The 25,377-nt window shown below is 57.5% G+C and carries 21 protein-coding genes and 1 other annotated feature; of the genes, 9 read left to right on the top strand and 12 right to left on the bottom strand.

All coding sequences use genetic code 11. The features are described from left to right. Nucleotides 1-100: 100 nt before the first annotated feature. Nucleotides 101-591, bottom strand: a sequence feature (16S ribosomal RNA rRNA prediction is too short). Between the two features lie 797 nt (nt 592-1,388). From MED193_RS09625 to MED193_RS09640, 3 genes are all read right to left on the bottom strand, one after another. After that, nucleotides 1,389-1,739, bottom strand: coding sequence for a RidA family protein (locus MED193_RS09625; protein ID WP_009809516.1), 351 nt, complete (start codon nt 1,737-1,739; stop codon nt 1,389-1,391). A gap of 542 nt (nt 1,740-2,281) precedes the next feature. Then, entirely contained in the window at nt 2,282-2,647 is a 366-nt protein-coding gene (locus tag MED193_RS09635) for a hypothetical protein (RefSeq protein WP_039966806.1), read from the bottom strand. A 133-nt stretch (nt 2,648-2,780) separates the two neighbouring features. After that, nucleotides 2,781-3,653: a MurR/RpiR family transcriptional regulator gene (locus MED193_RS09640; protein ID WP_009809519.1), complete on the bottom strand. Its 873-nt coding sequence runs from the start codon at nt 3,651-3,653 to the stop codon at nt 2,781-2,783. Nucleotides 3,654-3,810: 157 nt separating this feature from the next. Between MED193_RS09640 and MED193_RS09645 the strand changes: the two genes are divergently transcribed. From MED193_RS09645 to MED193_RS09675, 7 genes are all read left to right on the top strand, one after another. Beyond that, nucleotides 3,811-4,596: an N-formylglutamate amidohydrolase gene (locus MED193_RS09645; protein ID WP_009809520.1), complete on the top strand. Its 786-nt coding sequence runs from the start codon at nt 3,811-3,813 to the stop codon at nt 4,594-4,596. Next, nucleotides 4,589-5,185, top strand: coding sequence for a TRAP transporter small permease subunit (locus tag MED193_RS09650; protein WP_009809521.1), 597 nt, complete (start codon nt 4,589-4,591; stop codon nt 5,183-5,185). Before MED193_RS09645 ends, MED193_RS09650 begins: the two co-directional genes overlap by 8 nt. Then, nucleotides 5,185-6,687: a TRAP transporter large permease subunit gene (locus MED193_RS09655; RefSeq protein WP_009809522.1), complete on the top strand. Its 1,503-nt coding sequence runs from the start codon at nt 5,185-5,187 to the stop codon at nt 6,685-6,687. Before MED193_RS09650 ends, MED193_RS09655 begins: the two co-directional genes overlap by 1 nt. 79 nt (nt 6,688-6,766) lie before the next feature. After that, a complete protein-coding gene (locus MED193_RS09660; protein ID WP_009809523.1) occupies nt 6,767-7,801 on the top strand; it encodes a TRAP transporter substrate-binding protein in 1,035 nt (344 codons plus the stop codon). Between the two features lie 59 nt (nt 7,802-7,860). Next, nucleotides 7,861-9,222 (top strand): glutamine synthetase family protein, encoded by a 1,362-nt coding sequence (locus MED193_RS09665; RefSeq protein ID WP_009809524.1) that lies wholly within the window; start codon nt 7,861-7,863, stop codon nt 9,220-9,222. Between the two features lie 76 nt (nt 9,223-9,298). Then, nucleotides 9,299-10,681: an aldehyde dehydrogenase family protein gene (locus MED193_RS09670; protein ID WP_009809525.1), complete on the top strand. Its 1,383-nt coding sequence runs from the start codon at nt 9,299-9,301 to the stop codon at nt 10,679-10,681. 92 nt (nt 10,682-10,773) lie between these two features. Then, the gene (locus MED193_RS09675) at nt 10,774-11,919 is read left to right on the top strand and encodes an iron-containing alcohol dehydrogenase (protein ID WP_009809526.1); all 1,146 of its coding nucleotides are present in this window, start codon (nt 10,774-10,776) and stop codon (nt 11,917-11,919) included. 307 nt (nt 11,920-12,226) lie between these two features. On the opposite strand, the gene MED193_RS09680 is transcribed toward MED193_RS09675, so the two are convergent. Beyond that, nucleotides 12,227-13,231 (bottom strand): LacI family DNA-binding transcriptional regulator, encoded by a 1,005-nt coding sequence (locus MED193_RS09680; RefSeq protein WP_009809528.1) that lies wholly within the window; start codon nt 13,229-13,231, stop codon nt 12,227-12,229. Between the two features lie 187 nt (nt 13,232-13,418). Between MED193_RS09680 and gap the strand changes: the two genes are divergently transcribed. Together gap and MED193_RS09690 are read left to right on the top strand one after the other, a co-directional pair. Continuing rightward, nucleotides 13,419-14,423 (top strand): type I glyceraldehyde-3-phosphate dehydrogenase, encoded by a 1,005-nt coding sequence (gene gap / locus MED193_RS09685; RefSeq protein ID WP_009809529.1) that lies wholly within the window; start codon nt 13,419-13,421, stop codon nt 14,421-14,423. A 125-nt stretch (nt 14,424-14,548) separates the two neighbouring features. Next, the gene (locus MED193_RS09690) at nt 14,549-16,546 is read left to right on the top strand and encodes a HAMP domain-containing sensor histidine kinase (RefSeq protein ID WP_039966082.1); all 1,998 of its coding nucleotides are present in this window, start codon (nt 14,549-14,551) and stop codon (nt 16,544-16,546) included. A 104-nt stretch (nt 16,547-16,650) separates the two neighbouring features. On the opposite strand, the gene MED193_RS09695 is transcribed toward MED193_RS09690, so the two are convergent. The 8 genes from MED193_RS09695 to MED193_RS09730 all read right to left on the bottom strand — a co-directional run bounded on the left by MED193_RS09695 (nt 16,651) and on the right by MED193_RS09730 (nt 25,203). After that, complete coding sequence (locus tag MED193_RS09695; protein WP_009809531.1) at nt 16,651-18,015, bottom strand: sigma-54 dependent transcriptional regulator; 1,365 nt, start codon at nt 18,013-18,015, stop codon at nt 16,651-16,653. 75 nt (nt 18,016-18,090) lie between these two features. Continuing rightward, entirely contained in the window at nt 18,091-19,323 is a 1,233-nt protein-coding gene (locus MED193_RS09700) for a formate dehydrogenase subunit gamma (RefSeq protein ID WP_009809532.1), read from the bottom strand. A 99-nt stretch (nt 19,324-19,422) separates the two neighbouring features. Then, complete coding sequence (gene fdh3B, locus MED193_RS09705; RefSeq protein ID WP_009809533.1) at nt 19,423-20,016, bottom strand: formate dehydrogenase FDH3 subunit beta; 594 nt, start codon at nt 20,014-20,016, stop codon at nt 19,423-19,425. Between the two features lie 12 nt (nt 20,017-20,028). After that, entirely contained in the window at nt 20,029-22,923 is a 2,895-nt protein-coding gene (locus MED193_RS09710) for a formate dehydrogenase subunit alpha (protein WP_009809534.1), read from the bottom strand. A 131-nt stretch (nt 22,924-23,054) separates the two neighbouring features. Continuing rightward, the gene (locus MED193_RS09715) at nt 23,055-23,246 is read right to left on the bottom strand and encodes a twin-arginine translocation signal domain-containing protein (RefSeq protein ID WP_009809535.1); all 192 of its coding nucleotides are present in this window, start codon (nt 23,244-23,246) and stop codon (nt 23,055-23,057) included. Between the two features lie 84 nt (nt 23,247-23,330). Then, entirely contained in the window at nt 23,331-23,942 is a 612-nt protein-coding gene (locus MED193_RS09720) for a molecular chaperone (protein WP_085978309.1), read from the bottom strand. Nucleotides 23,943-23,998: 56 nt separating this feature from the next. After that, a complete protein-coding gene (locus tag MED193_RS09725) occupies nt 23,999-24,667 on the bottom strand; it encodes a DUF3306 domain-containing protein (RefSeq protein ID WP_009809537.1) in 669 nt (222 codons plus the stop codon). Then, nucleotides 24,664-25,203: a DUF3305 domain-containing protein gene (locus tag MED193_RS09730; protein ID WP_009809538.1), complete on the bottom strand. Its 540-nt coding sequence runs from the start codon at nt 25,201-25,203 to the stop codon at nt 24,664-24,666. The genes MED193_RS09725 and MED193_RS09730 overlap by 4 nt, the downstream gene beginning before the upstream one ends. Between the last annotated feature and the right edge of the window lie 174 nt (nt 25,204-25,377).

Below are 25,377 nucleotides of genomic sequence, written 5' to 3' on the forward strand. Positions count from 1 at the left end.
ACTCAAGACCAGGAGTTTACAAGGCAGTTCCGGGGTTGAGCCCCGGGATTTCACCTCATACTTCTGATCCGCCTACGTGCGCTTTACGCCCAGTAATTCCGAACAACGCTAACCCCCTCCGTATTACCGCGGCTGCTGGCACGGAGTTAGCCGGGGTTTCTTTACCAGATACTGTCATTATCATCTCTGGCGAAAGAGCTTTACGACCCTAGGGCCTTCATCACTCACGCGGCATGGCTGGATCAGGCTTGCGCCCATTGTCCAAGATTCCCCACTGCTGCCTCCCGTAGGAGTCTGGGCCGTGTCTCAGTCCCAGTGTTGCTGATCATCCTCTAAAACCAGCTATAGATCGTAGACTTGGTAGGCCGTTACCCCACCAACTATCTAATCTAACGCGGGCCGATCCTTCTCCGATAAATCTTTCCCCCGAAGGGCGTATAAGGTATTACTCACCGTTTCCAGTGGCTATTCCTTAGAAAAGGGCACGTTCCCACGCGTTACTAACCCGTCCGCCGCTCACTCCGAAGAGTGCGCTCGACTTGCATGTGTTAAGCCTGCCGCCAGCGTTCGTTCTGAGCCAGGATCAAACTCTCAAGTTGAAAAGCAATCGCTTGCTTATCCTTGACGTTCGAACCTCTGCACATCTCCAATACTCAAGGCCACCTTTGGGGGCAGGCCTCTATGTCCACCCGGCTAAGGATTGGACACGTATCGGAAGTCATCTGTTTGATGTACACAGTTTTCATAAGAAAACAGTGAACCGTTCAAACAGTGAAGCTGACACTCTATCATCGCGCTACCGCTTCGCTACTTGAGCGCCGCAATATTACTAAGAGCGTTGATATACAGACGTTGATCCATCGAAACGAACCAAACCGCCCACATATCTCTTCAGTTTTCATCAATGTCAAAGAGCTACACCCTCGAAGACAAAAATCCCAGCCGCGCCCCAATCTCTTGCTGCGCCGCCGTTCCTTCAGAACCCTCGGTGGTGACCGTCAGCGCCTCAGCGCCGCCGGTAGAGGGGGTTCTAAGTATAACCCCGGGGACCCGCAACCCAAAAACCAGTCAAATTCCACTTTTCTGCAAAAGAAATGTGATAAGTAAACAAAATCAACGCTCTAACAGGTAACAAAGTCAACTCAACTGACCCTTTTTACAGCACCCCTGCCCCCAAAAGGACCCCAATCCCACGAGTCACCCGCACAACCAGAACTTACCCACAGACTTAATCACAGACTCACAACACAAGAGGGGGCTGCGAGTCGGCCAAAAACACAAATGCGAGTCGCAAACTTCAACACTCAGACCCGCCCGGCCGCCTCAAAAAGGAAAAGGCCCGACCAGAGGTCGAGCCTTTGACTTGAAACCGCAAGTGGCGCGCGCCCTTAGGGCTTAGCCGCGGTCACGATGAATTCCACCAAGAATTCGGGCAACGCCAGTTTGGCTTCACCGCAGGCGCGCGCGGGGGCATGGCCTTCGGGCACCCAGGCATCCCAGACCGCATTCATTTCGGCAAAGTCCTTCATATCGGCCAGCCAGATGGTGGTCTGCAACAGACGAGTCTTGTCCGAGCCGACCTCGGCCAGCAGGGCGTCGATCTGATCCAGGCAGTCCTGGGTCTGCTGTGCCACGCTGGCGCCCTTTGTGCCGACCTGTCCGGCCAGATATATGGTGTCACCATGGGTGACGATCTGGCTCATGCGGGTGCCAGTGTGAAGACGTGTAATTTTGGACATCGATAGACTACCTCTTGTGAAGGGGGGAAGACCGGACCAAACTTGCCCAGCACATTAAAGGCAATACGTCTCCCCTATTGAGACAAAAGCCAAGCCCCAAATGCTCGATCGCAAAACTTGCGATCAAACTGACGCCTGCCCGTCTCACCACCAGGAACAGCAGTGTGGCGCAGAATTAGACATGTAGCCCCCGTGCCTTTCGACCAGGACCTCTCCCATGAACCACCCAAGTCTCCGGACAAGAGCCGCATCTTGACCTTGCCATAGGCCTGAGTATCCGGATTATTCCACTCTACCGACCCTCCTGGGAGACGTTTGGAACGGTACAAAAGCATCCTCTCGGCGGCCCGCATGGCTTCCAGGTCACTGGGCTGAAACGGTGCGTTCGCCAGTATACGGTTCAGCGGTTCAGCCGCCAATGGGGGCGCCCCGAAAGTGAGCACAGAGAAGCCCAGCGCAGTAAAAAAGCAGAATACTTTCACCACAATCCCTTAACGTCTATATTACGCCAGAACTAAAACCCAATGCCACCATCTGGTGCACTACTGTGACAGCAACCACGTGCCACTGGCAGATTTGCAGAACCTGCGAGACACATTTGCCGTCGAAGCCCCGCCATTGGGATGCGCTGTGTGCGCCAGCGAGACACAGGCGCCCTGCTTGGCCGTCACTTTGACCACGCCGTATGAACGCGTTTGTGGATTGCTCCACTTAACAGAGCTGCCAACTTTTACGTTCGCATGCTCATACAGTGCCGCCTCTGCCGCGCGCATAGTGTCAAAATCGGCAGGGGACAGCGGCGATTGCGCCAAAATCCGGCTCAGGGGCTTGGCCGTTGCTGGGACCACGGCAAATACAGCAGATGTTGCAACAACAAGTGCGGAGAAAAGAACAGCGGATTTGATCATGGTGGTCTCAACCTGAAAGAAAATGTTCAAAACAGCCCGCCCTGCACCCTACGACAGGGCAAGAGCTGGTAGGCTCCAACATGACGTAAGCCGCCTGCCCTGTCCATCCACCACGGCGCAAAGCCCGGTGTTCTCATGAAAATTTGCGGAACAAGCGCGTCGTATCAAAGAGCTCATCCAGGCGGTCATAGCGCTCTTTGGTCTTGTCCCAGCTCTCCTCCTGGGTGGCGGCGATCATTGCCTCTAGCAACATCATGGTCGAGATATTCGAATCCCAGGCTGAGGGGATCTCAACCCAGCAATTAAAGGTATGTGCAGCAACCGCCGCGATTGGGCTGGCCCACTGATCCGTTATCAGCACGACTTTAACACCGCGCTCTGCGGCCAATTCAGCCAGGCGCTGCAGGTTGGTCTCGTAGCGGCGCACATCAAACAACAGCAACGTGTCCCCCTCCTCCATGTCCAACACATAGTGCGGCCATGTGGCAGAAGAGGAGGTCATATGTGTGACCCGCTGGCGGATCGCCTGAAAATGGGTGAAGGCATAATCTGCCAAAGCCCGCGTTATCCGCCCCCCAACAACATAGAGCCGCCCCTCGGTCTTGGCGAGCTGACGCACGGCGGCATCAAACTGCCCCGAATCCACATTGGAAAAAGTCTGGCTGAGGTTATCCGTCACCGCCTGGGAGAACCGGTTGAGCATATGCCCTTCCGGCGCTTCGGAGGCCCAGTTTTCGCGACGTTGCGTTGGGCCAGAGACCTTGGCTTCCAGCTCTTTCAGGAGCGCCTGGTGGAACTGCGGATAGCCCTTGAATCCCAGCTTTTGCACCATCCGCGCGATGGTCGGCGTGGAGACCTCGGCATTGGCTGCGACAATAGTGATCGAGGCCAGCCCCGCTGCCGGATATTTCTCCAGCAAAGAGTTTGCAAACTTACGCTCCGACTGGGTCAAGGTCGGGTAGTGGTCCCGGATCAGCTCTCGCACTGTGAGCGGCGGTTTGGTCAAGGGGCCCCCTCCTGCGGGTGACTAAAAAATAGGCGGCAGAGCCATAGTAGGCACCATTAAAGCATGCGTTCTGCCAGTACAGAAAAAATCTCTTCTGAAATTATATTGACAGAATTTACCCCTCGTGAAAAGATTTTTCCAAAACGGGGAGAAATGCATGTCACTGAGCGATTCCAACGCTCGCTGCGAAGCTTACGAAGTGCTCAACGGTGCAGGCCGTGGGGGCGCTCTGATCCTATGCGAACATGCCAGCCATCACATCCCGCGCCGCTATGGAGACCTGGGATTGGCCGAGGCGGATCGCAAAAGCCACGCTGTCTGGGACCCTGGTGCCCGCGCAGTGGCCCGGTCCCTGTCAGAAGCACTGGATGCCCCCTTGATCGCGTCGCGCGTGTCACGGCTGGTCTATGACTGCAACCGCCCCCCAGAGGCCGCCTCTGCGATGCCGGTAAAATCCGAGTTGATCGAAGTGCCAGGCAATATTGGCCTGCGGCCCGAACAGCGCGAAGAGCGAATCCACACGGTATATCAGCCCTTTTGCGACGCGGTTTCGCGACTGATCACAGCCCGCAAAGCCGAAGGGCTGGAGACGGCGCTCATCACCGTGCACAGCTTTACGCCCATCTATTTTGGCACCCACCGCGCAGTCGAGATAGGCATCCTGCATGACACCGACAGCCGCTTTGCTGATGCAATGTTGGATCACGTCTCCGCCCTGCCCCATCGTCAGATCGACCGGAATGAGCCCTATGGCCCCGGCGACGGTGTCACTCATAGTTTACAATATCATGGGCTAAAAAACGGGCTGGCCAATGTTATGATCGAAGTCCGCAACGATCTATTGAGCACACAACAAGAGGAAGCCCAAATCGCGGAAGAGCTGCTGGCCCTGCTGCGTCCTGCGCTGGCAACATTGCAAGACGAAGGAGGCACCAGTGCCTAAGATTATTTTGCGCTATATTCGCGCCGTGGAGGCGATGAACCGGTTCATTGGCCGTTTTGCAATGTACCTGATCTTTGCTCTCATCGCGGTGTTACTTTGGTCCTCAGTCTCAAAGACCTTTTTCAACCCCTCGCTTTGGACCCTTGAGATGGCTCAGTTCATCATGGTCGCCTATTATATCCTGGGCGGACCCTATTCGATGCAGATGGGATCGAATGTGCGGATGGATCTGTTCTATGGGGGCTGGACCACCCGAACCAAGGCCTTCGTCGACGCCTTCACCGTGCTGTTCCTGATGGTCTACTTGGGCATCCTGCTTTATGGCGCCGTAAGTTCGATGGCCTATAGCCTCGGCTATTTTGGTCTAGAGCCCTTCACCTTCTTTGGTGACATCATCGCCACCTTCTTTACCGAAGGGCCAAGTGCTGCCTGGAGCAAGCTTGGCTATATCGAGCGTAGCTCCACCGCCTGGCGCCCCTATCTGTGGCCGGTAAAATCCATTCTCTGCTTCGGCGTCTTTCTGATGCTGCTGCAGTGCCTAGCTGAATTGTTCCGCGATATCGGACGTCTTCGCGGAGTTGAAATCTGATGCCTTATGAATTGATCGCAATCGTGATGTTTGCCGGCATGATGCTGATGCTGATGACCGGTCAACGGGTCTTTGGCGCCATTGGTTTTGTTGGCGCTGTGGCGGGCATGCTGCTTTGGGGGACTGGCGGGGTCGAGATCCCCTTTGCCGCCTCGATGAAGCTGATGAAATGGTACCCGCTACTGACGCTGCCGATGTTCATCTTTATGGGCTATGTGCTGTCAGAATCCAAAATTGCCGATGATCTTTACCGGATGTTCCACGTTTGGATGGGACCGGTGCAGGGCGGTCTGGCGATTGGCACCATCGGGTTGATGGTGCTGGTCTCGGCCATGAATGGTCTGTCCGTCGCAGGCATGGCCATTGGGGCCACCATCGCGCTGCCGGAACTCCTGCGTCGGGGCTATGACAAGATCCTGGTGACCGGCACCATCCAGGCCGGGTCTTCTCTGGGCATTCTGGTACCACCCTCTGTGGTGTTAGTGCTCTATGCGATGATTGCGCGTCAGCCAGTTGGGCAACTGTGGCTGGCCGGTGTGGTGCCGGGCCTTTTGATGGCGACGATGTTCATCATCTACATCTATATCCGCGCCAAGATGCAACCTAACCTTGGCCCCGCCATGAGCCACGAAGAACTGGCTGAATATGATGAAATCAGCACCCACCCTCTGCGGTTGAACTTCATTGTGCTGGCCGGGATTGTGCTGGTTCCCTTGTTGGTCAAACTGGATGTGATCGCGCCAAAGTCCGCTATTGGCTTTGCCCTTGGTGCTGCGGTTCTGGCCTTCGCCACCCGCGCCATGCCGCTGTTCTACCGTGATGTTTACCTGAAGGAGAAACACCGGCTGCTGTTTTCCGGTGTGCTGCCCCTGGCAATCTTTGCCACCATGATGGTGCCCTTCGTGAATGGCTGGACCTCGCTGGTGGAAAGCTCGGCCATTGGCGCCATGACCGCCTTCATCGCCGCCGTTCTCAAGGGCCGCATGAACAAGGCGGTATTCGAAACCACCGTGCGATCAACCCTGGGGATCTCCTGCATGTTCATGTGGATCATCCTCGCGGCCCTGGGCTTTGGTGCCATCTTTGATGGGCTGGGTGCCGTGAAAGCGATTGAGGATCTGTTCACCGCGCAGCTGGGCCTCAGCCCCTGGATGATCCTGATCCTGATGCAGCTCAGCTTTATCGTGATGGGCACCTTCCTGGATGACACTGCGATGCTGGTCATCGTCGCACCGCTCTATGTGCCGCTGGTTGGCGCGCTTGGCTTTGACCTGATCTGGTACGGGGTGCTTTACACCATCACCACGCAGATCGCCTATATGACGCCGCCCTTTGGCTATAACCTATTCCTGATGCGCGCCATGGCGCCGCCAGAAATCGGCCTGAAAGACATCTATATCTCCATCATCCCCTTTGCCGCCGTCATGGTGGTGGCCCTGGCCCTCATCATGGCCTTCCCACAGATCGCGCTGTGGCTGCCAGATCTGGTTTATGGCCGCTGATGGAATTTCCGAATAACCCAAGAAGAGCCCCGCTCGGGGGCCTAAGTTCACAACCGAGATCCAACAAGGAGTGAGACGAATGACAACAAGACGTAAGTTTCTGCAAACCGCCGGTGTGGGGGCAATGGCCGCCCCGCTGGCGACACCCGCCCTGGCACAATCCACCATCAAATGGCGGATGCAGACCTATGCCGGCACCGCCCTGGCCGAGCACGTGGTGAAACCCGCCATCGACATGTTCAACCAGATCGCTGGCGACCGCATGCAGATCGAGCTGTTCTACGCCGATCAGCTGGTCCCCACAGGTGAGCTGTTCCGCGCCATGCAGCGCGGCACCATCGATGCCGTGCAGTCGGATGATGACTCGATGGCATCGCCGACCGAAGTCACGGTCTTTGGCGGCTACTTCCCCTTCGGCTCGCGCTACTCACTCGACGTGCCGGTCCTGTTCAACCAGTACGGCCTGAATGAGATCTGGGACGAAGAGTATTCCAAGGTTGGCGTCAAACACATCTCTGCCGGTGCCTGGGATCCCTGCCACTTTGCCACCAAAGACCCGATCCGCAGCCTCGAAGACCTGAAAGGCAAGCGCATCTTCACCTTCCCAACCGCGGGTCGCTTCCTCAGCCAGTTTGGCGTTGTGCCTGTGACCCTGCCTTGGGAAGACATTGAGGTCGCTCTGCAAACCGGTGAGCTTGACGGCGTTGCCTGGTCTGGCATCACCGAAGACTACACCGTTGGCTGGGCCGATGTGACCAACTACTTCCTGACCAACAATATCTCTGGTGCCTGGGCTGGTAGCTTCTTTGCCAATCAGGGCCGCTGGAACGAGCTGCCCGAAGACCTGCAGACCCTGTTCCGCGTCTGCTGTGACCAGTCGCACTACTATCGTCAGTGGTGGTACTGGGGTGGCGAAGCCTCCCTGCGGGTCAATGGCCCCAAGATGGAGCTCACCACCATTCCCGACGCAGAATGGGCCCAGGTCGAAGGCGCTGCGGTCCAGTTCTGGGATGAAATCGCCGCCGAAAGCCCCACCAAGGCCAAGGTTGTCGAGATCTTCAAGAAGTATAATGCTGACATGCAAAAAGCCGGTCGCCCCTACCGCTACGGCTAAACCAATCTGCTCCGGCGCGGTCTGCGCCGGGGCACCCTATCTGAACAGGAAAATGCCCCATGACTGGTGTTCTGACTTTTGACGATCTGAAAGCCCAAGTTGCCGCAGGCGACGTTGATACCGTGCTGGTCTGCCTTGTGGACATGCAGGGCCGCCTGATGGGCAAGCGTTTTCACGCCGGGCATTTTGTTGCTGGCGCCTATGAGGAAACCCATTGCTGCAACTACCTGCTGGCCACCGACCTTGAGATGGCGACGCCCGATGGCTTTGCCTCGACCAGCTGGGAGTCGGGCTATGGCGACTATGTGATGAAGCCGGACCTAACCACTCTGCGCCCCCTGCCTTGGCTCGAAGGCACGGTGATGGTGCTCTGTGATGTGCTGGATCATCACAGCCATGAAGAGGTCCCCCACAGCCCCCGCGCCATTCTGAAGAAACAGATCCGCCGTCTGGACGCGCTTGGCTTTGACGCCATGACAGCGACCGAGCTTGAGTTTTTCCTGTTTGAAAAAGGCTTTGACGAGATCCGTAAATCGGACTTCCGTGATCTACAGCCCATTTCCGGCTACAATGAAGACTACCACATCCTGCAGACCACCAAGGAAGAGCATGTGATGCGCCCACTGCGCAATCACCTGTGGAACGCGGGCATTCCGGTGGAATGCACCAAGGGTGAGGCTGAGGCCGGCCAGGAAGAGCTGAACATCAAGTATGGCCGCGCTCAGGATACCGCCGATTTCCACACCATCGCCAAACATGCCACCAAAGAGATCGCCTGGCAGCAGGGCCACGCCGTAACCTTCCTGCCCAAATGGCATCACGACAAGGTTGGCTCATCCTCTCACGTGCATCAGTCGCTGTGGAAAGACGGCAAACCTGCTTTTTACGACGGCGATGACGCGCTTGGCATGTCAAGCCTGATGAAGAACTACATGGCCGGGCTGCTGAAATATGCGCCTGATTACACCTACTTCATGGCGCCCTATATCAACAGCTACAAGCGCTTCATGAAGGGCACCTTTGCCCCAACCCGCATCATCTGGTCGGTGGACAACCGCACTGCCGGTTACCGCCTTTGCGGTGTTGGCAGCAAGTCGATCCGGGTGGAATGCCGTATTCCGGGGTCGGATATGAATCCCTACCTGGCCATGGCCGCCATGCTGGCCGCCGGCATTGCAGGTATCGAAGAAGGGCTGGAGCTGCAGCCCCCTGCGAGCGGTGATGTTTATCAGGGCAACAGTGGCATGATCCCTGAAACTCTGCGGGAGGCCCGTCTGAGCCTGAAGGGCTCTGAAATGCTGCGCGCTGCCATGGGAGACGATGTGGTGGATCACTACACCCGCGCAGCCGAAGTTGAGATCGAAGATTTTGACCGCGTGGTCACCGACTATGAAATTGCCCGAGGGTTTGAGCGCGCCTGACGGCGCGCAGCCTCCGGCGGAAATATTTTTGGAAAGATGAAAGGGGGCGCCCCTTTCAAACGAGATGAGGAAGACCATGGGCCAGACCCTGAATTGTATCTCTCCGATAGACGGATCCGTCTATGCCAGTCGCGAAACGCTCAGCCGGGATGAGGGCTTTGCTACTGCCAGCGCCGCCCGAGCCGCGCAAAAGGCCTGGGCCGCGCGCCCGCTGCAAGAACGCATTGATTTGGTGATGGCAGGCGTCGCCGCTGTCGGCGCCATGAATGATGAAATTGTGCCAGAATTGGCCCATATGATGGGGCGCCCGGTGCGCTACGGCGGCGAGTTCGGCGGCTTCAACGAGCGCAGCTCCTATATGGCCCAAATCGCTGAGACAGCGCTGGCGGATATCGAAGTCGGCGAAGATGAAGACTTCAAACGCTATATCAAGCGGATCCCGCATGGGGTGGTCTTTATCGTTGCTCCCTGGAACTACCCCTACATGACCGCGGTGAATACACTGGCCCCTGCTCTGATTGCAGGCAACACCGTGGTGTTGAAACATGCAACACAAACACTGCTGGTCGGCGAACGCATCGCAGCGGCCTTTCACTCTGCTGGTGTTCCAGCTGATGTGTTCCAGAATGTATTTTTGGATCACGACACCACCTCGGCACTGATCGCAGACCGCGCCTTTGACTTCGTCAATTTTACTGGTTCGGTTGGCGGCGGACAGGCTATGGAGCGCGCCGCAGCAGGCACCTTCACCGGTGTCGGAACTGAGCTCGGCGGCAAGGATCCTGGCTATGTCATGGAAGACGCCGATCTGGATGCGGCCGTAGACACTTTGATCGACGGCGCCATGTTCAATGCCGGTCAGTGCTGCTGCGGTATCGAGCGTATCTATGTCCATGAAAGCCTCTATGATGATTTTGTCGCAAAGGCTGTGGAGATCGTCAAAACCTACAAACTGGGCAACCCGCTAGACGCCGACACAACCATGGGCCCCATGGCCAATGTGCGTTTTGCAGCCGAAGTCCGCGCCCAGATCGATGAGGCCGTTGCCGCTGGCGCCACTGCCCATATCGACACCATGGAAGCAGATGACGGCGGTGCTTACCTGACACCACAGATCCTGACCGATGTGACCCACGAGATGCGGGTGATGCGCGATGAGAGCTTTGGCCCTGTTGTAGGCATAATGAAGGTCTCCTCGGATGAAGAGGCGCTTGCCCTGATGAATGACAGCGAGTTTGGTCTCACCGCCTCGCTCTGGACACGCGATCTTGACCGTGCCGTCCGCATTGGTGATGAGATCGAGACCGGCACCGTCTTCATGAACCGCGCAGACTATCTGGATCCGGGTCTGTGCTGGACCGGCTGCAAGAACACAGGCCGCGGTGGCGGTCTGTCGGTGATCGGGTATCAGAACCTCACCCGCCCCAAGAGCTACCACCTGAAAAAGCAGACAAGCTAACATATCATCTTTCTAGAAATATTCCGGGGGAGCTTGCCGTAAGGCAAGCGGGGGCAGCGCCCCCTCCCCGGTCTCAATACAGGAACACGCAGATGTCTCTCGTTGGAAACTGGTCCTATCCGACCGCAATCAAATTCGGCGCAGGCCGGATCAAAGAACTGGGCGATGCCTGTGCCGCCGCCGGTATCAAGAAACCACTGCTGGTCACTGACAAGGGCCTGGCAGATCTGCCCGTCACCCAAGGCACCCTCGACATAATGGAGGCCGCAGGCCTGGGTCGTGGTATGTTCTTTGAGGTCGATCCCAACCCAAATGAAAAAAACCTCGAAGCAGGTGTCGAAGCCTATAAGGCCGGCGGCCATGACGGTGTGATCGCCTTTGGCGGCGGCTCGGGCCTAGATCTGGGCAAGATGGTTGCCTTCATGTGCGGCCAAACCCGCCCAGTCTGGGATTTTGAAGACATCGGCGATTGGTGGACCCGCGCCGATGCTGATGCCATTGCACCCATCATCGCCGTGCCCACAACGGCCGGCACCGGTTCCGAAGTGGGCCGCGCCTCTGTGATCACCGACAGCGTCAGCCATGTCAAAAAGATCATTTTCCACCCCAAAGTGCTGCCTGCCGTAGTGATCTGTGATCCTGAGCTCACCGTTGGCATGCCACAATTCATCACCGCCGGCACCGGCCTTGACGCCTTTGCACATTGCGTCGAGGCTTTTTCCTCGCCCCATTACCATCCGATGAGCCAGGGCATCGCGCTGGAAGGCATGCGTCTGGTCAAGGACTACCTGCCGCGCGCCTATGCCGACGGCACCGATATCGAAGCCCGCGCACAGATGATGTCGGCGGCGGCCATGGGGGCCACGGGTTTTCAAAAGGGCCTTGGTGCCATCCACGCCATGAGCCACCCCATTGGAGCCCATTTCAACACCCACCACGGAACCACCAATGCCGTTTGTATGCCAGCGGTGCTCGCCTTCAACGCGTCCGCAATTGCCGAACGGTTCAACATGGCCGCAGCTTATCTCGGCATTGAAGGCGGTTTTGAAGGCTTCTGCGCCTATGTGCAGGAGTTGAACGACAGCCTTGGCATCCCCCGCAAACTCTCCGATCTGGGTGTGACCGAAGCCTCGATCCCCGATCTGGTCAAAGGGGCGATCATTGACCCCTCTTGCGGTGGCAACCCGATCGAGCTGACCGAGGCCAATCTAACCCAGCTGTTTAAAGCCGCGTTGTAGTCCCAGAAGTCGCTTAGATCTCCTGCTTCTCGGTCTCCGGCCGGGGAGCATTTAATGCATAAATATGGGTCGTAAATTGGGGAGAATACGCCTAACGAATGACCAAGCGTTTGACGACAGAGGTTCCAGATGGAAATCATTTTGGAAGCCTGCATGGATTTCATCCAGCGCATTTTCCAGAGACATAGGATTCTAAAGGCCTTTCTTATGGCACTTATCTTTATGGTTGGAAGTGGGTTGGTTTACATCGAATGGTCGGGTGTTAAATAGTACCGCGTTTTGCCTGACCAATAGAAAACGCAGGCACCTAAAGTGACTGGCCCAAACTGATACGAGGGCTGAGCGTCTCGCAGATCGGCGCCAGCTCGGATTTGCTGTCGCGCGCTTCCAACAAGATCTCAGCCGCGCGCTCGCCAATTTCACGGCGACAGGCATCAGTTGTCGCCAGCTCCAGCGGCAGGCCCTCAAGGATCTGTAGATTGTTGAAACCAGCCAGGGCCACATCCTGCGGCACACTCAGCCCAGCAGCCAAACAGTGCATATAGCCCCCAACACTCATCACATCACTGGAATAATAGATGCACTCCAGATCTGGGTGTCGGTCCAACATTTGGGCCGTCAGCTGCCGTCCAGTCGCGATCGAGCTGTCGCCAGAATAATGCTCCACATCAACCAAGGACAGGTCCTGTGCTGTCAAGGCTTCGATAAAGCCGTCAAACCGCTTACGGGCCCGAAAATCTTGTGGCATCTTGGTTCCGATAAAGCCAATACGCCGATAGCCATGGGACAGAATTTGCGCGGCCATGTCCCGCCCCGCCTGCAGGTGAGAGATCCCAACGCAGTGGCGCAGCGGCGTGCCATCCACATCCATCACTTCCACTACTGGGCAATCCGCCTGGGCCAACATGCGACGGGTTGCATCGTTGTGCTCCAGCCCGGCCACGATCAGCCCAGAGGGTCGCCAGCTGAGCATCTCGCGGATGACCTCTTCTTCCTCGTCCAACTCATAGCCAGAAATCCCGACCACCGGTTTAAGCGGGCTTTGTTTCAGGACTGAAGAAATCCCCGACAACACCTCTGGAAAGACAAAACTGTTGAGCGATGGCACCACCACGGCGACCAGGTTCACCGATTGCGAAGACAAGGAGCCAGCTATCCGGTTTGGCACATAGCCATGGGCGCGGGCAATCTCTTCGATTTTGGCGCGGGTTGATTTGGAAACATCCGGTGCCCCACGCAATGCGCGGCTGGCCGTCATCTCGCTCACACCAGCAAGCTGGGCAACATCCTTTAGGAGCATCTTTTTAGTCATCTGCTTATGGTCTTGCACTTCGCGTCTCACTGCAAGGGCAGCAAACAAAAATGACCAGATTGAGGGTTGCTATTTCTCTCCGTTATCGATACCGATACATAATGTTAGCGATAACGAATGTTCTTCAATATCGCCAGCTCAAAACAAACGTTCACCCCGCCCCCTTGTCGCATATCGGAGCCTTAACATGACCCTCAAAATCGCAATCAATGGATTTGGCCGCATTGGCCGTGGGGTGTTACGCGCACTGTTGGAAAGCGGTGCCAAGGATATTGAAGTGGTGGCCATCAATGATCTGGCCCCAGCTGCTACCCTGGCGCATCTGCTGAAATACGACTCGGTGCATGGTCGGGTAAAGACCACAGTCGCCCATGGCGAGGACCAGATGACCGTGGGCGGCAAGCCGATTCGCCTGACCGCGATCCGAGACCCCAAGGCCTTACCCTGGTCGGATGTAGATATCGCCTTTGAATGTACCGGACACTTTACCTCCCATGCGGCCGCCTCGGCCCATTTGGGCAATGGATCCAAACGCGTGTTGCTTTCTGCCCCTGGCAAAGAGATGGATCGCACCGTGGTCTACGGTGTAAACCACAGCGATCTGACATCACAGGATCTGATTGTCTCAAATGCCTCCTGCACCACAAACTGCCTGGCACCCCTGGCGCAGGTCCTGGACCAGAGCTTCGGCATTCAGACTGGGTATATGACCACCATCCACGCCTATACTGGTGATCAGCCCACACACGACAGCCCCCATAGCGATCTTTACCGTGGACGCGCTGCCGCTCTGTCGATGGTGCCAACCTCCACCGGGGCGGCCCGTGCCATCGCCGAGGTACTGCCACAGCTCAAAGGGCGCCTCGAAGGCTCTGCCATCCGCGTGCCTACCCCAAATGTGTCCGTGGTGGATTTGAGCTTCATGCCCGAACGCCCCGCAACCGTGGAGCAGATCAATGCAGCGGTCCAAGCAGCGGCCAACGGGCCTCTCCAAGGCGTCCTCTCCTATGAGACCGACCCAATGGTTTCGGTGGATTTCAATCACGACCCACATTCGTCCTGTTTCGCAGCGACCCAGACCTCGGTAACGGCCGGTGGACTGGTTCGTGTTGTCAGCTGGTATGACAATGAATGGGGTTTTTCCAACCGGATGCTGGACACCGGACGACATATGGGCTGCCTGCTCAAATAAGCCTAACCAGCGCCCTTGATGTTAAACCAAACCCCCAACGCCAGGCCTCCGCAGGTCTGGCTTTTTCTTGCCTTTTTGCGTCAAGAAGTGGCACTCTGACGGGATGCTGATAGGGGAGAAAGCAGCTGAAATCCGTCCGTCTCAGATTGCTGGTGCTGGCCCTTCTGCCCCTCGCCGTATTGATGCCGCTGCTGCTGACATTGGCGATGGCGCGGTGGAATGCCGATTATGACGCCGTCCTCATCGCCAAGGTCGAAAGCGATCTGCGCATTGCCGAGCAATATCTGGGTCACCTGCAAACTGGCAGTGCCGAAAGCCTGCGCAGCATTGCCAATTCAACCGCATTTCAACAGGCGCTTGCCAAAGGCCCTGCGGCAGTGCGCTCTCACCTTGAGGCCCTGCGCGGCGACTTGGAGTTGGATTTCCTCGAGTATCTCACGCTTGCAGATCTGACCCCACCTCTGGGGCAATGGCCAGTTATCCAGGCCGCGACACAGGGGCAGCGCGCCTCGCAGATTGATATTTTCACTGCTGAGGATCTTGCCAATGTCGCCCCGCATCTGGCGGATCAGGCCCGCATTCCACTGATCGACACCGAAGCGGCCGAACCAACCTCGCGCGAGGTTGAGGACAGGGGCATGGTCCTACATACCGCCGCACCGGTCGCTCTCTTGGGCCATCACGGCGTGCTGCGCGGTGGCCGTTTGCTCAACCGCAACCTTGGTTTTATCGACACGCTGAATGCGCTGGTCTACCTCGGCGGACCCGCTGAAAAGAACCGTCAGGGCACAGCAACCCTGTTTCTAGAGGACACTCGGATCTCCACCAATGTGCGCCTGTTTGAGGATGTCCGCGCCCTGGGCACCCGTGTCTCAGCGGTGGTGCGCAACAAGGTTCTGGGGGAGGGGCAGACCTGGCTTAATCGGGCTTTTGTGGTCAATGATTGGTACATCTCGGGCTATCTGCCCCTGACTGACAGCTACGGCACGCGGGTGGGGATGCTCTATGTCGGTTTTCTAGAGGCCCCCTACACTGCCGCAAAACGGAACGCATATTGGACCATCGTCGCAGTTTTCCTGGCTGTCCTTGTGCTATCTGCCCCCCTGTTCTTGTGGCTCGCCAAAGGGATCTTTTCACCACTGGAACGCATGAGCCTCACCATGAAACGGGTCGAACGTGGCGATCTGGCGGCGCGCAATGGCAATATCGGACGGCAGGATGAAATCGGCCAGGTTGCCAGGCATCTGGACAGTCTGCTGGACCAAATCCAAGAGCGCGATCAGCGCCTGCGCGATTGGGCGGGAGAGTTGAACCAGAGGGTTGACCGGCGCACAATCGAATTGCGGGCGGCCAACGAAAAGCTCGAGGAAACATTCAAGCAATTGGTGATGAGCGAGAAGCTCGCCTCCATTGGGGAAATCACCGCTGGGGTCGCCCATGAAATCAACAACCCCGTGGCCGTGATCCAGGGCAACGTCGATGTCATGCGTATGACGCTGGGCCCCGCAGCCAAGGAGGTAGGAACAGAACTCGACCTCATCGACAATCAGGTCATGCGCATTGGAGCCATTGTTGGCAGGTTGTTGCAGTTTGCCCGCCCCTCGGAGTTTGGTACTTTTGAAGAGAGCCTGGACCTTGCGCCCCTGGTGAGTGACTGCCTCGTGCTGGTGGACCATGTGATCTCCCGGCAGGCAATTCAGGTGGAAAAGCAGTTCGACCAGGGAACGCAGCCGGTTCCGCCGGTTCGCATCGACCCCGGAGAGTTGCAACAGGTGGTGATCAATCTCATCCTCAATGCAGCGCAGGCCATGGAAGGCCCCGGCCTTCTACGCTTGTCCCTGGAATCCTCTTCCCGCGACGGGCGCGATGGTGCCTTGCTGACAGTTGCTGACACCGGCTGCGGTATAGCAGAGGATAATCTTGCTGCAGTGTTCAACCCGTTTTACACTACCAAACTTGGTGAAGGCACCGGTCTGGGCCTATCGATCAGCCAAACCTTGATCCAGCGGGCGGGCGGGATCATTACTGCACGCAACCGGAAATCTGGAGGAGCGGCCTTCTCCATCTGGCTACCCTCGGCACAGAATGCGCCGATTGAGGCCAGCAACAAAGCTGCCGAATAAACGTCCGGCCTTCGTTTGCCCCGTTCTTGACGCCAACAGGCACTGCACCGCGGGCGCCTAGCGTCAGCAAACTTTGCCGAAAAATGGCGCCCAGTTCGCTCGCTTCAGACCTCCCAGCTGGAACACTTGCGATCAACGGTCTTGCGAGAGACACCCAGTCGCCGGGCCGCCTCTGCTCGGTTGCCATCGCAGGCGTCCAGAACATGCATGATATGGCGTTGGGTCACCAGATCCAGGGATTCAACCGCCGCTACGCCGGTGATTGCCCCTTTCCCAGCGAACTCCTCGGGGAACTCCCCCAGGATCACGGAACGTTCGATAAGATTTCGCAATTCCCGCACATTTCCTGGCCAATCATAGCGAGAGAATTTCAGCAGAGTTTCCTCGTTTAGCTCCAGCGCCGCCATCCCTAGGCTGATGGCAAATTGCTCCATAAAGAGCGCCGCCAACTCGACGATATCTTCGACACGCTCCTTTAACGGTGGCATCTTAATTTCGACGACATTGATCCGATGGTACAGATCGGCGCGAAAACGCCCTTCGGCTACCGCCTGTTGCAGATCCGCGTTGGTGGCAAACAAAAAACGCAGGTTCAGGGGGATATCTCGCTCCGCCCCAACAGGGCGCACCCGCTGATCCTCCAGAACCCGCAGCAACGCAGCCTGCACTTGATCCGGCATCTGCGCCACCTCGTCCAAAAACAAAGTCCCGCCATCCGCATGGAGAAATAGCCCGTCCTTGCGACGGTTTTGGTCATCTATCTGGCCAAACAGTTCATGGGCGATGCGATCGGGTGCAATCGCTGCACAGTTGACGGCCACAAAGGGTTTTGCCGCCCGTTCTGACAACGAGTGCAGGGTACGAGCAGCGATTTCCTTGCCAGTCCCACTGGCACCGGTGAACAAAACAGGAGTCGGCAAAGGTGCCAGCCTGTGCAACATTTCACGGGCCTGACAAATTGCAACAGATTTCCCCAACAACCGCCCACGGGCCGCATTGCCCTCCGCCGACAGCTCATGTTTCAGCAGGTAGTTCTCCCGGCGCAGATATTTTCGGTCTAAGGCACGCGCAACAGAGTTGAGGATCTGATTGGCCCGAAACGGCTTGAGCACAAAATCAGCAACCCCAGCCCGTAGCGCCAGGATCGCGGTTTCGAGGTCTGCGTAGGCCGTAACAAGAATAGTATCCGCAAACAGCCCCACCCGGCGCTGTTCCTGCACCCATTCCAACCCCGTCTTGCCCGGCATCACATTGTCCAGAATGATCAGGTCAAAATGCGCCTGATCCAGGATAGCAGACGCCTCCGCGGCGGAGGCTGCCTGCTCCACACGTTTACAACGCGGCTCCAGGATCTTGGTGAGGAAGTTGCGCATACCCGGTTCATCATCGATCACCAGGATAGACGCACCGACAAGGCTCTCGCCATATTCATCGCTTGCGCTCTCCGCCGGACGCATCGCTGTTACCATCCCGTCTCTCATCCCCATGCCCCCTCAGCCTGACGCCTTTGCTGGCAAAAATCAAACTGTCTACCCGCAGTCCGGTTATTCTGCGGGCGTCGCAGCACTGTCTTCAGAGGCCTCTGTCTGTTTATCCTGCATCTCTTGCAGCCAGATCGAGTGGTGCTGTTTGGCCCAGGCCTCATCCACTTCACCAGATCCCATCGCGTCATAAGCGCCCTCCATCCCAACGGAGCCGATGTAGATATGTGCAATAATGATAGCCATCAGTACAAAGGCCAGAATAGCATGCCAAGCTTGGGCAAGCTGCATCTCTTCCTGCGGCGCCAGCGCTACAGGCAACTGACCGAGGCCCAAGAGTTCAGACAGGCCCGTCGTATTCAAGAACCCAAAGGTCTTGGCAAAGAGTGGTAACTCGTAGGGGAACAGCAAGGACACACCTGACAGCGAGATCGACGTGCCAAATACCACCACGGACCAGAAGATCAGTTTTTGTCCTGCGTTGAATTTCTTGGCGGGCGGATGCGCCGAGCCAATGATGCCGCCAAACTGACGCAGCCAGGTCAGGTCGGTCCGATTGGGGATGTTATGTACGGCCCACATGACAAAGATCATCACCAATCCCGCGATAAACCCCCAAGCCACGACATTGTGCAGCCATTTGCTCAGATCCAGCAGCGTCGCATTCGCCACCTTCCCGAGGTATGGCGCAATAAACAGTCGCCCAAATAGGGACAGAATGCCGGTAATACCCAAAACAATGAACGAGCCTGCCAGTAACCAGTGACCAAAACGTTCAATACTCTTGAATCTGGTCACCGTGCGGCCTGTTTTTTCTCCATCAATGCGAATTCTTCCCCGCAACAAAAAGAATACCCCCAAGGCCGCAATTGTGCCCAAGAGCAGCCAACCTCCGTATTGGCGCAGCGGTCCTGCGCGAAACTCAAGCCAACGCATGCCCCCGTCCTGCACCAGCACTTTGGCAACTTCGCCACCGCTCGACACCGAAATCTGCGCTGAATCATAACGCAGTTGCCGCCACAGCTCAGAATCCGAAACCCCGCCCAATGTTCCGAGCTGTTCGCTCAGCGCCGCTGCGGCCTCCGGGTTGCCAATATTTTCCTGGCGAAAACGCTCATCCAGTTTTTGCTGCTGCTGCCGCGCGAGGATATCATCCAGGGTCTGGGCTCCACCCGTTGCGCTGCGATCCACAGCTGTGTTCGCATCTGCCGGGACCGCCTGAGCTATCACCGGATCAGACATCAAGAAGAAACACAGCGTTAGCTGCAATAAAGATAGAAATGCCAGGCGCAGCATGGGCCACACTCCTTTGCAGGTCGCAGATAAGAAAATACCACATCGCGGACGGCCCACATCACGCAGGCCGTCCCCGTTTCATGTGAACGTCAAAGGCGCTTAGCCGCCCTTTTGCTCATAGGCTGTGCCCCAGCCCCAGGCGCCGGAGCCAAAGCCACGTGCCACAATCCGCTCCCGGTAGATTTCCGAGACGGTGTCACCGTCGCCCGCCAGCAGCGCCTTGGTCGAACACATTTCTGCGCAGATCGGCAGCTTGCCTTCCGCGATCCGGTTGCGGCCATATTTGGAGAACTCCGCATTGGAGTGGTTCTCCTCGGGGCCACCGGCGCAGAAGGTGCATTTGTCCATCTTGCCACGGCTGCCAAAGGCGCCCGCCTGTGGATATTGCGGCGCCCCAAAGGGGCAGGCGTAGAAGCAATAGCCACACCCAATGCACAGATCCTTGGAGTGCAGCACCACACCATCAGCTGTCTGGTAGAAACAATCCACCGGGCAAACCGCCATGCAGGGCGCATCGGAACAATGCATACAGGCCACGGAGAGCGAACGCTCACCAGGTGTGCCGTCGTTCAGGGTGACGACCCGGCGGCGGTTGATGCCCCAGGGCACTTCGTGCTCGTTTTTACAGGCGGTCACGCAGGCATTGCATTCAATGCAGCGTTCGGCGTCGCAGAGGAACTTTGCTCTTGCCATGTCTCTCTCTCCTTATGCTGCAGTGATTTTGCAAAGAGTGCATTTGCTCTCTTGCATTTGGGTGACGCTGTCATAGCCATAGGTGAAGGCCACGTTGGCGCTTTCACCCAAAACATAAGGGTCTGCGCCTTCGGGATATTTATCCCGCAGGTCCTTACCCTGGAAATGACCACCAAAGTGGAAGGGCATAAAGGCAACGCCTACCCCAACCCGCTCGGTGACCATGGCCATGACTTTGACCTTGCCGCCCTCGGGGCCTTCGACCCAGCACTGTTCGCCATCCCGCACGCCCAGGTTATTGGCGTCGCGCGTGTTGATTTCGACAAACATGTCCTGCTGCAATTCTGCCAGCCAGGGGTTCGAACGGGTTTCTTCACCGCCGCCCTCATATTCCACCAGTCGCCCGGAGGTGAGGATGATCGGATAGTCCTTAGAGACATCGTTCTTCTGGATCGAGGCATAAAGGGTCGGCAGACGATAGGCCTGACGGTCCTCATATGTTGGGTAGTCCTCTACCAGATCGCGGCGGTTGGTATAAAGCGGCTCGCGGTGAATAGGCACCGGATCCGGGAAGGTCCAGACAACGGCCCGCGCCTTGGCATTGCCAAAGGGCGCACATTCGTGCTTGATCGCCACCCGCTGAATGCCGCCCGACAGGTCGGTTTTCCAGTTGGTCTTTGGACCTGCCACAGCCTCAATCGAGGCGCGCTCTTCGTCCGTCAGATCGCCATCCCAGCCAAGATCCATCAGCATCTGCATGGTGAATTCGGGATATCCATCCTGGATTTCCGAATTCTTGCTGTAGACGCCTTCGGCCAGCAGGTTGTCGCCATCCCGTTCTACGCCAAAGCGGGCGCGGAAGGTGAGACCACCCTCAGAGACCGGCCGGGACATATCATAGAGGTTTGGCGTGCCTGGATGGTTCATTTCTGGGGTGCCCCAGCAAGGCCACGGCAGACCATAGAAATCGCCATCCGCAGGGCCACCCACGGCCTGCAGCGTGGTGCGGTCAAAGGTATGCTGGTTGGCCATGTGCAGCTTTAGCCGTTCCGGGCTTTGACCAGTGTAGCCAATAGTCCAGAGCCCCTTGTTGAACTCACGGGTGATGCTTTCAACATTGGGGGTTTCAGGGTCATCCATTTCGATGTTGCGGAACAGACGATCCGCCCAACCGAACTTATTGGCGAACTTGGCCATGATGACCTCATCCGGCAGGCTCTCAAACAGAGGTTCGACCACGCGGTCGCGCCACTGGAAGGAGCGGTTTGACGCCGTAACAGAGCCACGGGTTTCAAACTGAGTACAGGCCGGCAGCAGGTAGACGCCATCGGTACGGTCCTGCAACACGGCAGAAACTGTTGGATAGGGGTCAATGACGACCAACATATCCAGCTTTTCCATCGCCGTTTTCATTTCCGTCATCCGGGTCTGCGAGTTGGGCGCATGCCCCCACAGAACCATGGCCCGCACATTGTTGGGCTGATCAATGTTATCCTTGTCTTCGAGGATGCCATCAATCCAGCGGCTGACTGGAATGCCCTTCAGGTTTTGGAGGCTCTTGTCCTTGCCGTCAGCCCCCTTCAGCATATCGAACTGATTGGAGAGCCACTCGGGGTCTTCCTCCCAAACACGCGCCCAATGGGCCCAGGCCCCTTTGGACAGGCCATAGTAGCCCGGCAAAGTATGCGAGAGCACGCCAAGATCCGTCGCGCCCTGAACATTGTCATGGCCACGGAAGATATTGGTGCCACCACCAGAGGCGCCCATGTTGCCCAGCGCCAACTGCAGAATGCAATAGGCTCGGGTGTTGTTGTTGCCGGTGGTATGCTGGGTCCCCCCCATGCACCAGATCACGGTGCCGGGACGGTTGTTGGCCAGGGTACGCGCGACGCGCTCCAACTGTTCCCCTGGCGCTCCGGTGACGCGCTCGACCTCAGCGGGGTTCCATTTGGAAACCTCATCCTGGATCTGCTCCATGCCCCAGACACGGGTGCGGATGAACTCTTTGTCTTCCCAGCCGTTTTCAAAAATATGCCACAGAATTCCCCAGACCAATGCGACATCGGTGCCGGGCCGGAAGCGGACATATTCATCTGCATGGGCTGCGGTACGGGTAAAGCGCGGATCACAGACGATCACCGGCGCGTTGTTCTCTTCCTTGGCCTTCAAGAGGTGCAACAGCGAGACGGGATGCGCCTCGGCCGGGTTTCCACCAATGATGAAGATCGATTTGGAGTTGTGAATGTCGTTGTAGCTGTTGGTCATGGCGCCGTAGCCCCATGTATTTGCCACACCCGCAACAGTGGTTGAGTGACAGATCCGCGCCTGGTGGTCGACGTTGTTGGTCCCCCAGTAGGCCGCGAACTTGCGGAACAGATAGGCCTGTTCGTTGTTATGCTTGGCCGAGCCAAGCCAATAGACGCTGTCGGGTCCGCTTTCTTCGCGGATATCCATCATACCGCCGCCGATCTCGTCGATGGCCTGATCCCAAGAGATGCGCTTCCACTCACCGCCCTCTTTTTTCATCGGGTACTTCAGGCGGCGCTCTCCATGAGCGTGTTCGCGCACCGAGGCCCCTTTGGCGCAATGGGCGCCTAGGTTAAAGGGGCTGTCCCAACCGGGTTCTTGCCCGATCCAGACACCACTATCCACCTCAGCCACAACTGTGCAGCCAACGGAACAATGGGTACAAACTGATTTGATGGTTTCGACCGCGCCAGCAGCTGCAGTCGCCGCCGTCGCCTGAGTGACAGTGCCACCAGTGGCACTGATGGCAGCCAAGCCGCCTATGGCCAGGCCAGAGCCGCGTAAAAATGAGCGGCGGTCAACGGATGTTTCCGCGACCTTGTTGAGGATCGAGCTCCGCTGGGGGCGTCTCGCAACCCCGTTGGTCTTTTTCCTAAGCATGTAAACCTCCCTTGCTAGCCCCTTCACACTTGAAAGAGCGCGCTTGGTTCAAGGAAACCACTTGGCGGTCGGGCGTCTCGCTACCAGTTGCCACGCGGCGAATGAATACTCTTGTCTGCAACCGGTGCTGGTTAGAACCGGGTGCTGTCGTAATAGGCGCGGGTATGCGCGGTATCCTGCATCCTGTCTGATGCCAGATCAGGCTCTGCGGCCGCAGCCTCAGTACCGCTGGTGGCAACCACCACCGCAGCCAGCGGCGCGCCTGTCGCCGCCATTTTCAGAAAGTCGCGGCGGCTGTTGGCCCCCTCATCTTTCTTGCTCATGTGAACTCCTCCTCCTGGCGCCTGGGCCAAGTACTTGTTTCACGGGTTACGGCGCCGGGTATTCGCCCAGCACCCTTTTGCGGATTACTCCGCGCTCATCCGAAAAGCCTCAGCTTCGATCTCCATGAACTGCCGCCCGACAGCGCCGAGCGCAGCATAAAGAACCGAAGATTTGGCACCTTCGAGATCTGAAAAGAAATGTCCGGCCCAGGGGCCGATATGTTTGGAAAAGAACTGCTTTTGCTGCGCCAGATCCGCCGCCGTGCCAAAGCGCCCAGCGATCATCGCCCCCATCATTTCCATGAGGGAGGCAATATTATCCTCAGGCTCATAGGCATTGGGCGCGCGGGTCAGACCGCCAGCCGCCATGTCCTGACGCAGCTGCGCCAGTGGTTTTTCATTCAGAAAGCCAGTGAGGTAATAGCTGGCATAGGGCAGCAGCTCACCACGACCCAGCCCAATGAATAGCTTGTTGAACTCGCGCTCTGCCGAAGCAGTTTTGCTATGGCGCGCCAATTTAGCCAGGGCATTTATAGCGTCACCCAATGGGCTGTCATCACCCGCCAATCCGGAGGTCTGCCCCAGCAGCATTTCATCCGGTGGCCCGGCCAGCATCACCCCAAGATAGTTATAGAGATCGGCGCGCATCTGATCTTCTGCCCCAACCTTCACAGGTGGCACTGGGACCTGCGTCATAGTCTCTAACTCTGTCATCAATTCGGACTCCTCATGGGTCTTCGTCTCGCTCAGGCTCATACTCCGGCTCCGTCAAACGAAAACCGCATACGCCGCGGGGCAGCTGTGATTTGTGTTTCGGCCAGTGGAACGGCATCGGCGCTCGGATCGGCCTGTCCGGCCTGGATCGCAGCAAGAGCCAGTTCTGGATCTGGTGCCGGGATCGATGCCGGTTCCTGTGCTGATATCACGCTTTCAGGCTCACCCTCGGGGGCAGCGTCCTCCACTGGCAGGATCTGCGGTTCGGGGTCGCAAGAGGCTTGGGCCGCAAGGCGTTCCGCTTCAGCTTCTTGCGCCAAGGCCTCCACATGCTGGGTCATACCCTTGCCCACCTGATAGGCGGTTTGCAGACCTTCAATGACGCAGGCTGCGTCAGTGAAATCCTCCCCATAATCCACCAGCCCATCCACGCAGGCCAAGACCGGATTGGCGCGCCACAGGTGCCGCAGCGCGCGGGTTTTGATCCGGGCAGGAATCTGATCAGTCAGAAAGACCTTAAAATCATCCCCCTCCGCGAGGCTCTCAGGTGCGGGCAGATCCAGCGCAGCCAGGATTTCTTCGTCACTTTGCTCCGCAAGCTCAGCCTCACGGACGGCCGACTGGGCGGCCAACACCGCCTGTTCTTCGGCTTCAGCCTCGGCCGCAACCGCGGCCTGTCGACGGGACCAGAAATTGCCGCCGCTCATTGCATCCGTCCCCGCTTGGATAGAGACGGCGAGCGATACACATCGGTGAGCTGCGAAATGCGCGGATCACCGATGCCATCCTCGCTACCGCCGATATCCTTCTTGTCCCGGCGGCGTTTCTTAAATTCTTCCTCCTGGAAATGCGCTAGGGTAAATTCCCGCAGCCAGGCAACCAGCCCCGGGGGCATCGCCACCTTCTCGACCAGCTCTTCACCGCTGTCGGCATAGTCCTGCGCCTCAAACGGCGAGGCCGTGATCAGCGTGACCTCTAGGGGAAACTCTCCCTGGCTGACCTCTCGCAAGATCACATAGAGGGAGGGGGGAGTGGTCGTCAGCGCCTGCATATAGGCCTCTGCTTCGGCACGGTGCAGCTCCAATGGCAGTGTCGCAGCATGGTATTCGCTAACGCCGCCTTCACTGCGTAACAGCTGCCACTCCGCCGCCGCGGCCGCGGGCAACAGAGCCGAAACGGTCCAATTCCATTTGGCCCAACGGGTCACACCGGGTGAGCGGCGCAAGACCACTCCCACAGGCATCACATCAGTTTTCTGTGTGTTTTGACTCACCCGTCACGACACCCTTTGTCATTTCCACTGTCACAGCTGCAGCCCAGTCGCGAAACGCCGGACCGTCGTTTGTTAATCCCAGATTGCGCCGACCGGGTGACGCCACGAAAGCCTAAAAAGAGGGCAGTTGAAGAAAACTGCCGC

The sequence above is a fragment of the Roseobacter sp. MED193 genome (genome assembly GCF_000152965.1).
Classification (GTDB): Bacteria; Pseudomonadota; Alphaproteobacteria; order Rhodobacterales; family Rhodobacteraceae; genus Pseudophaeobacter.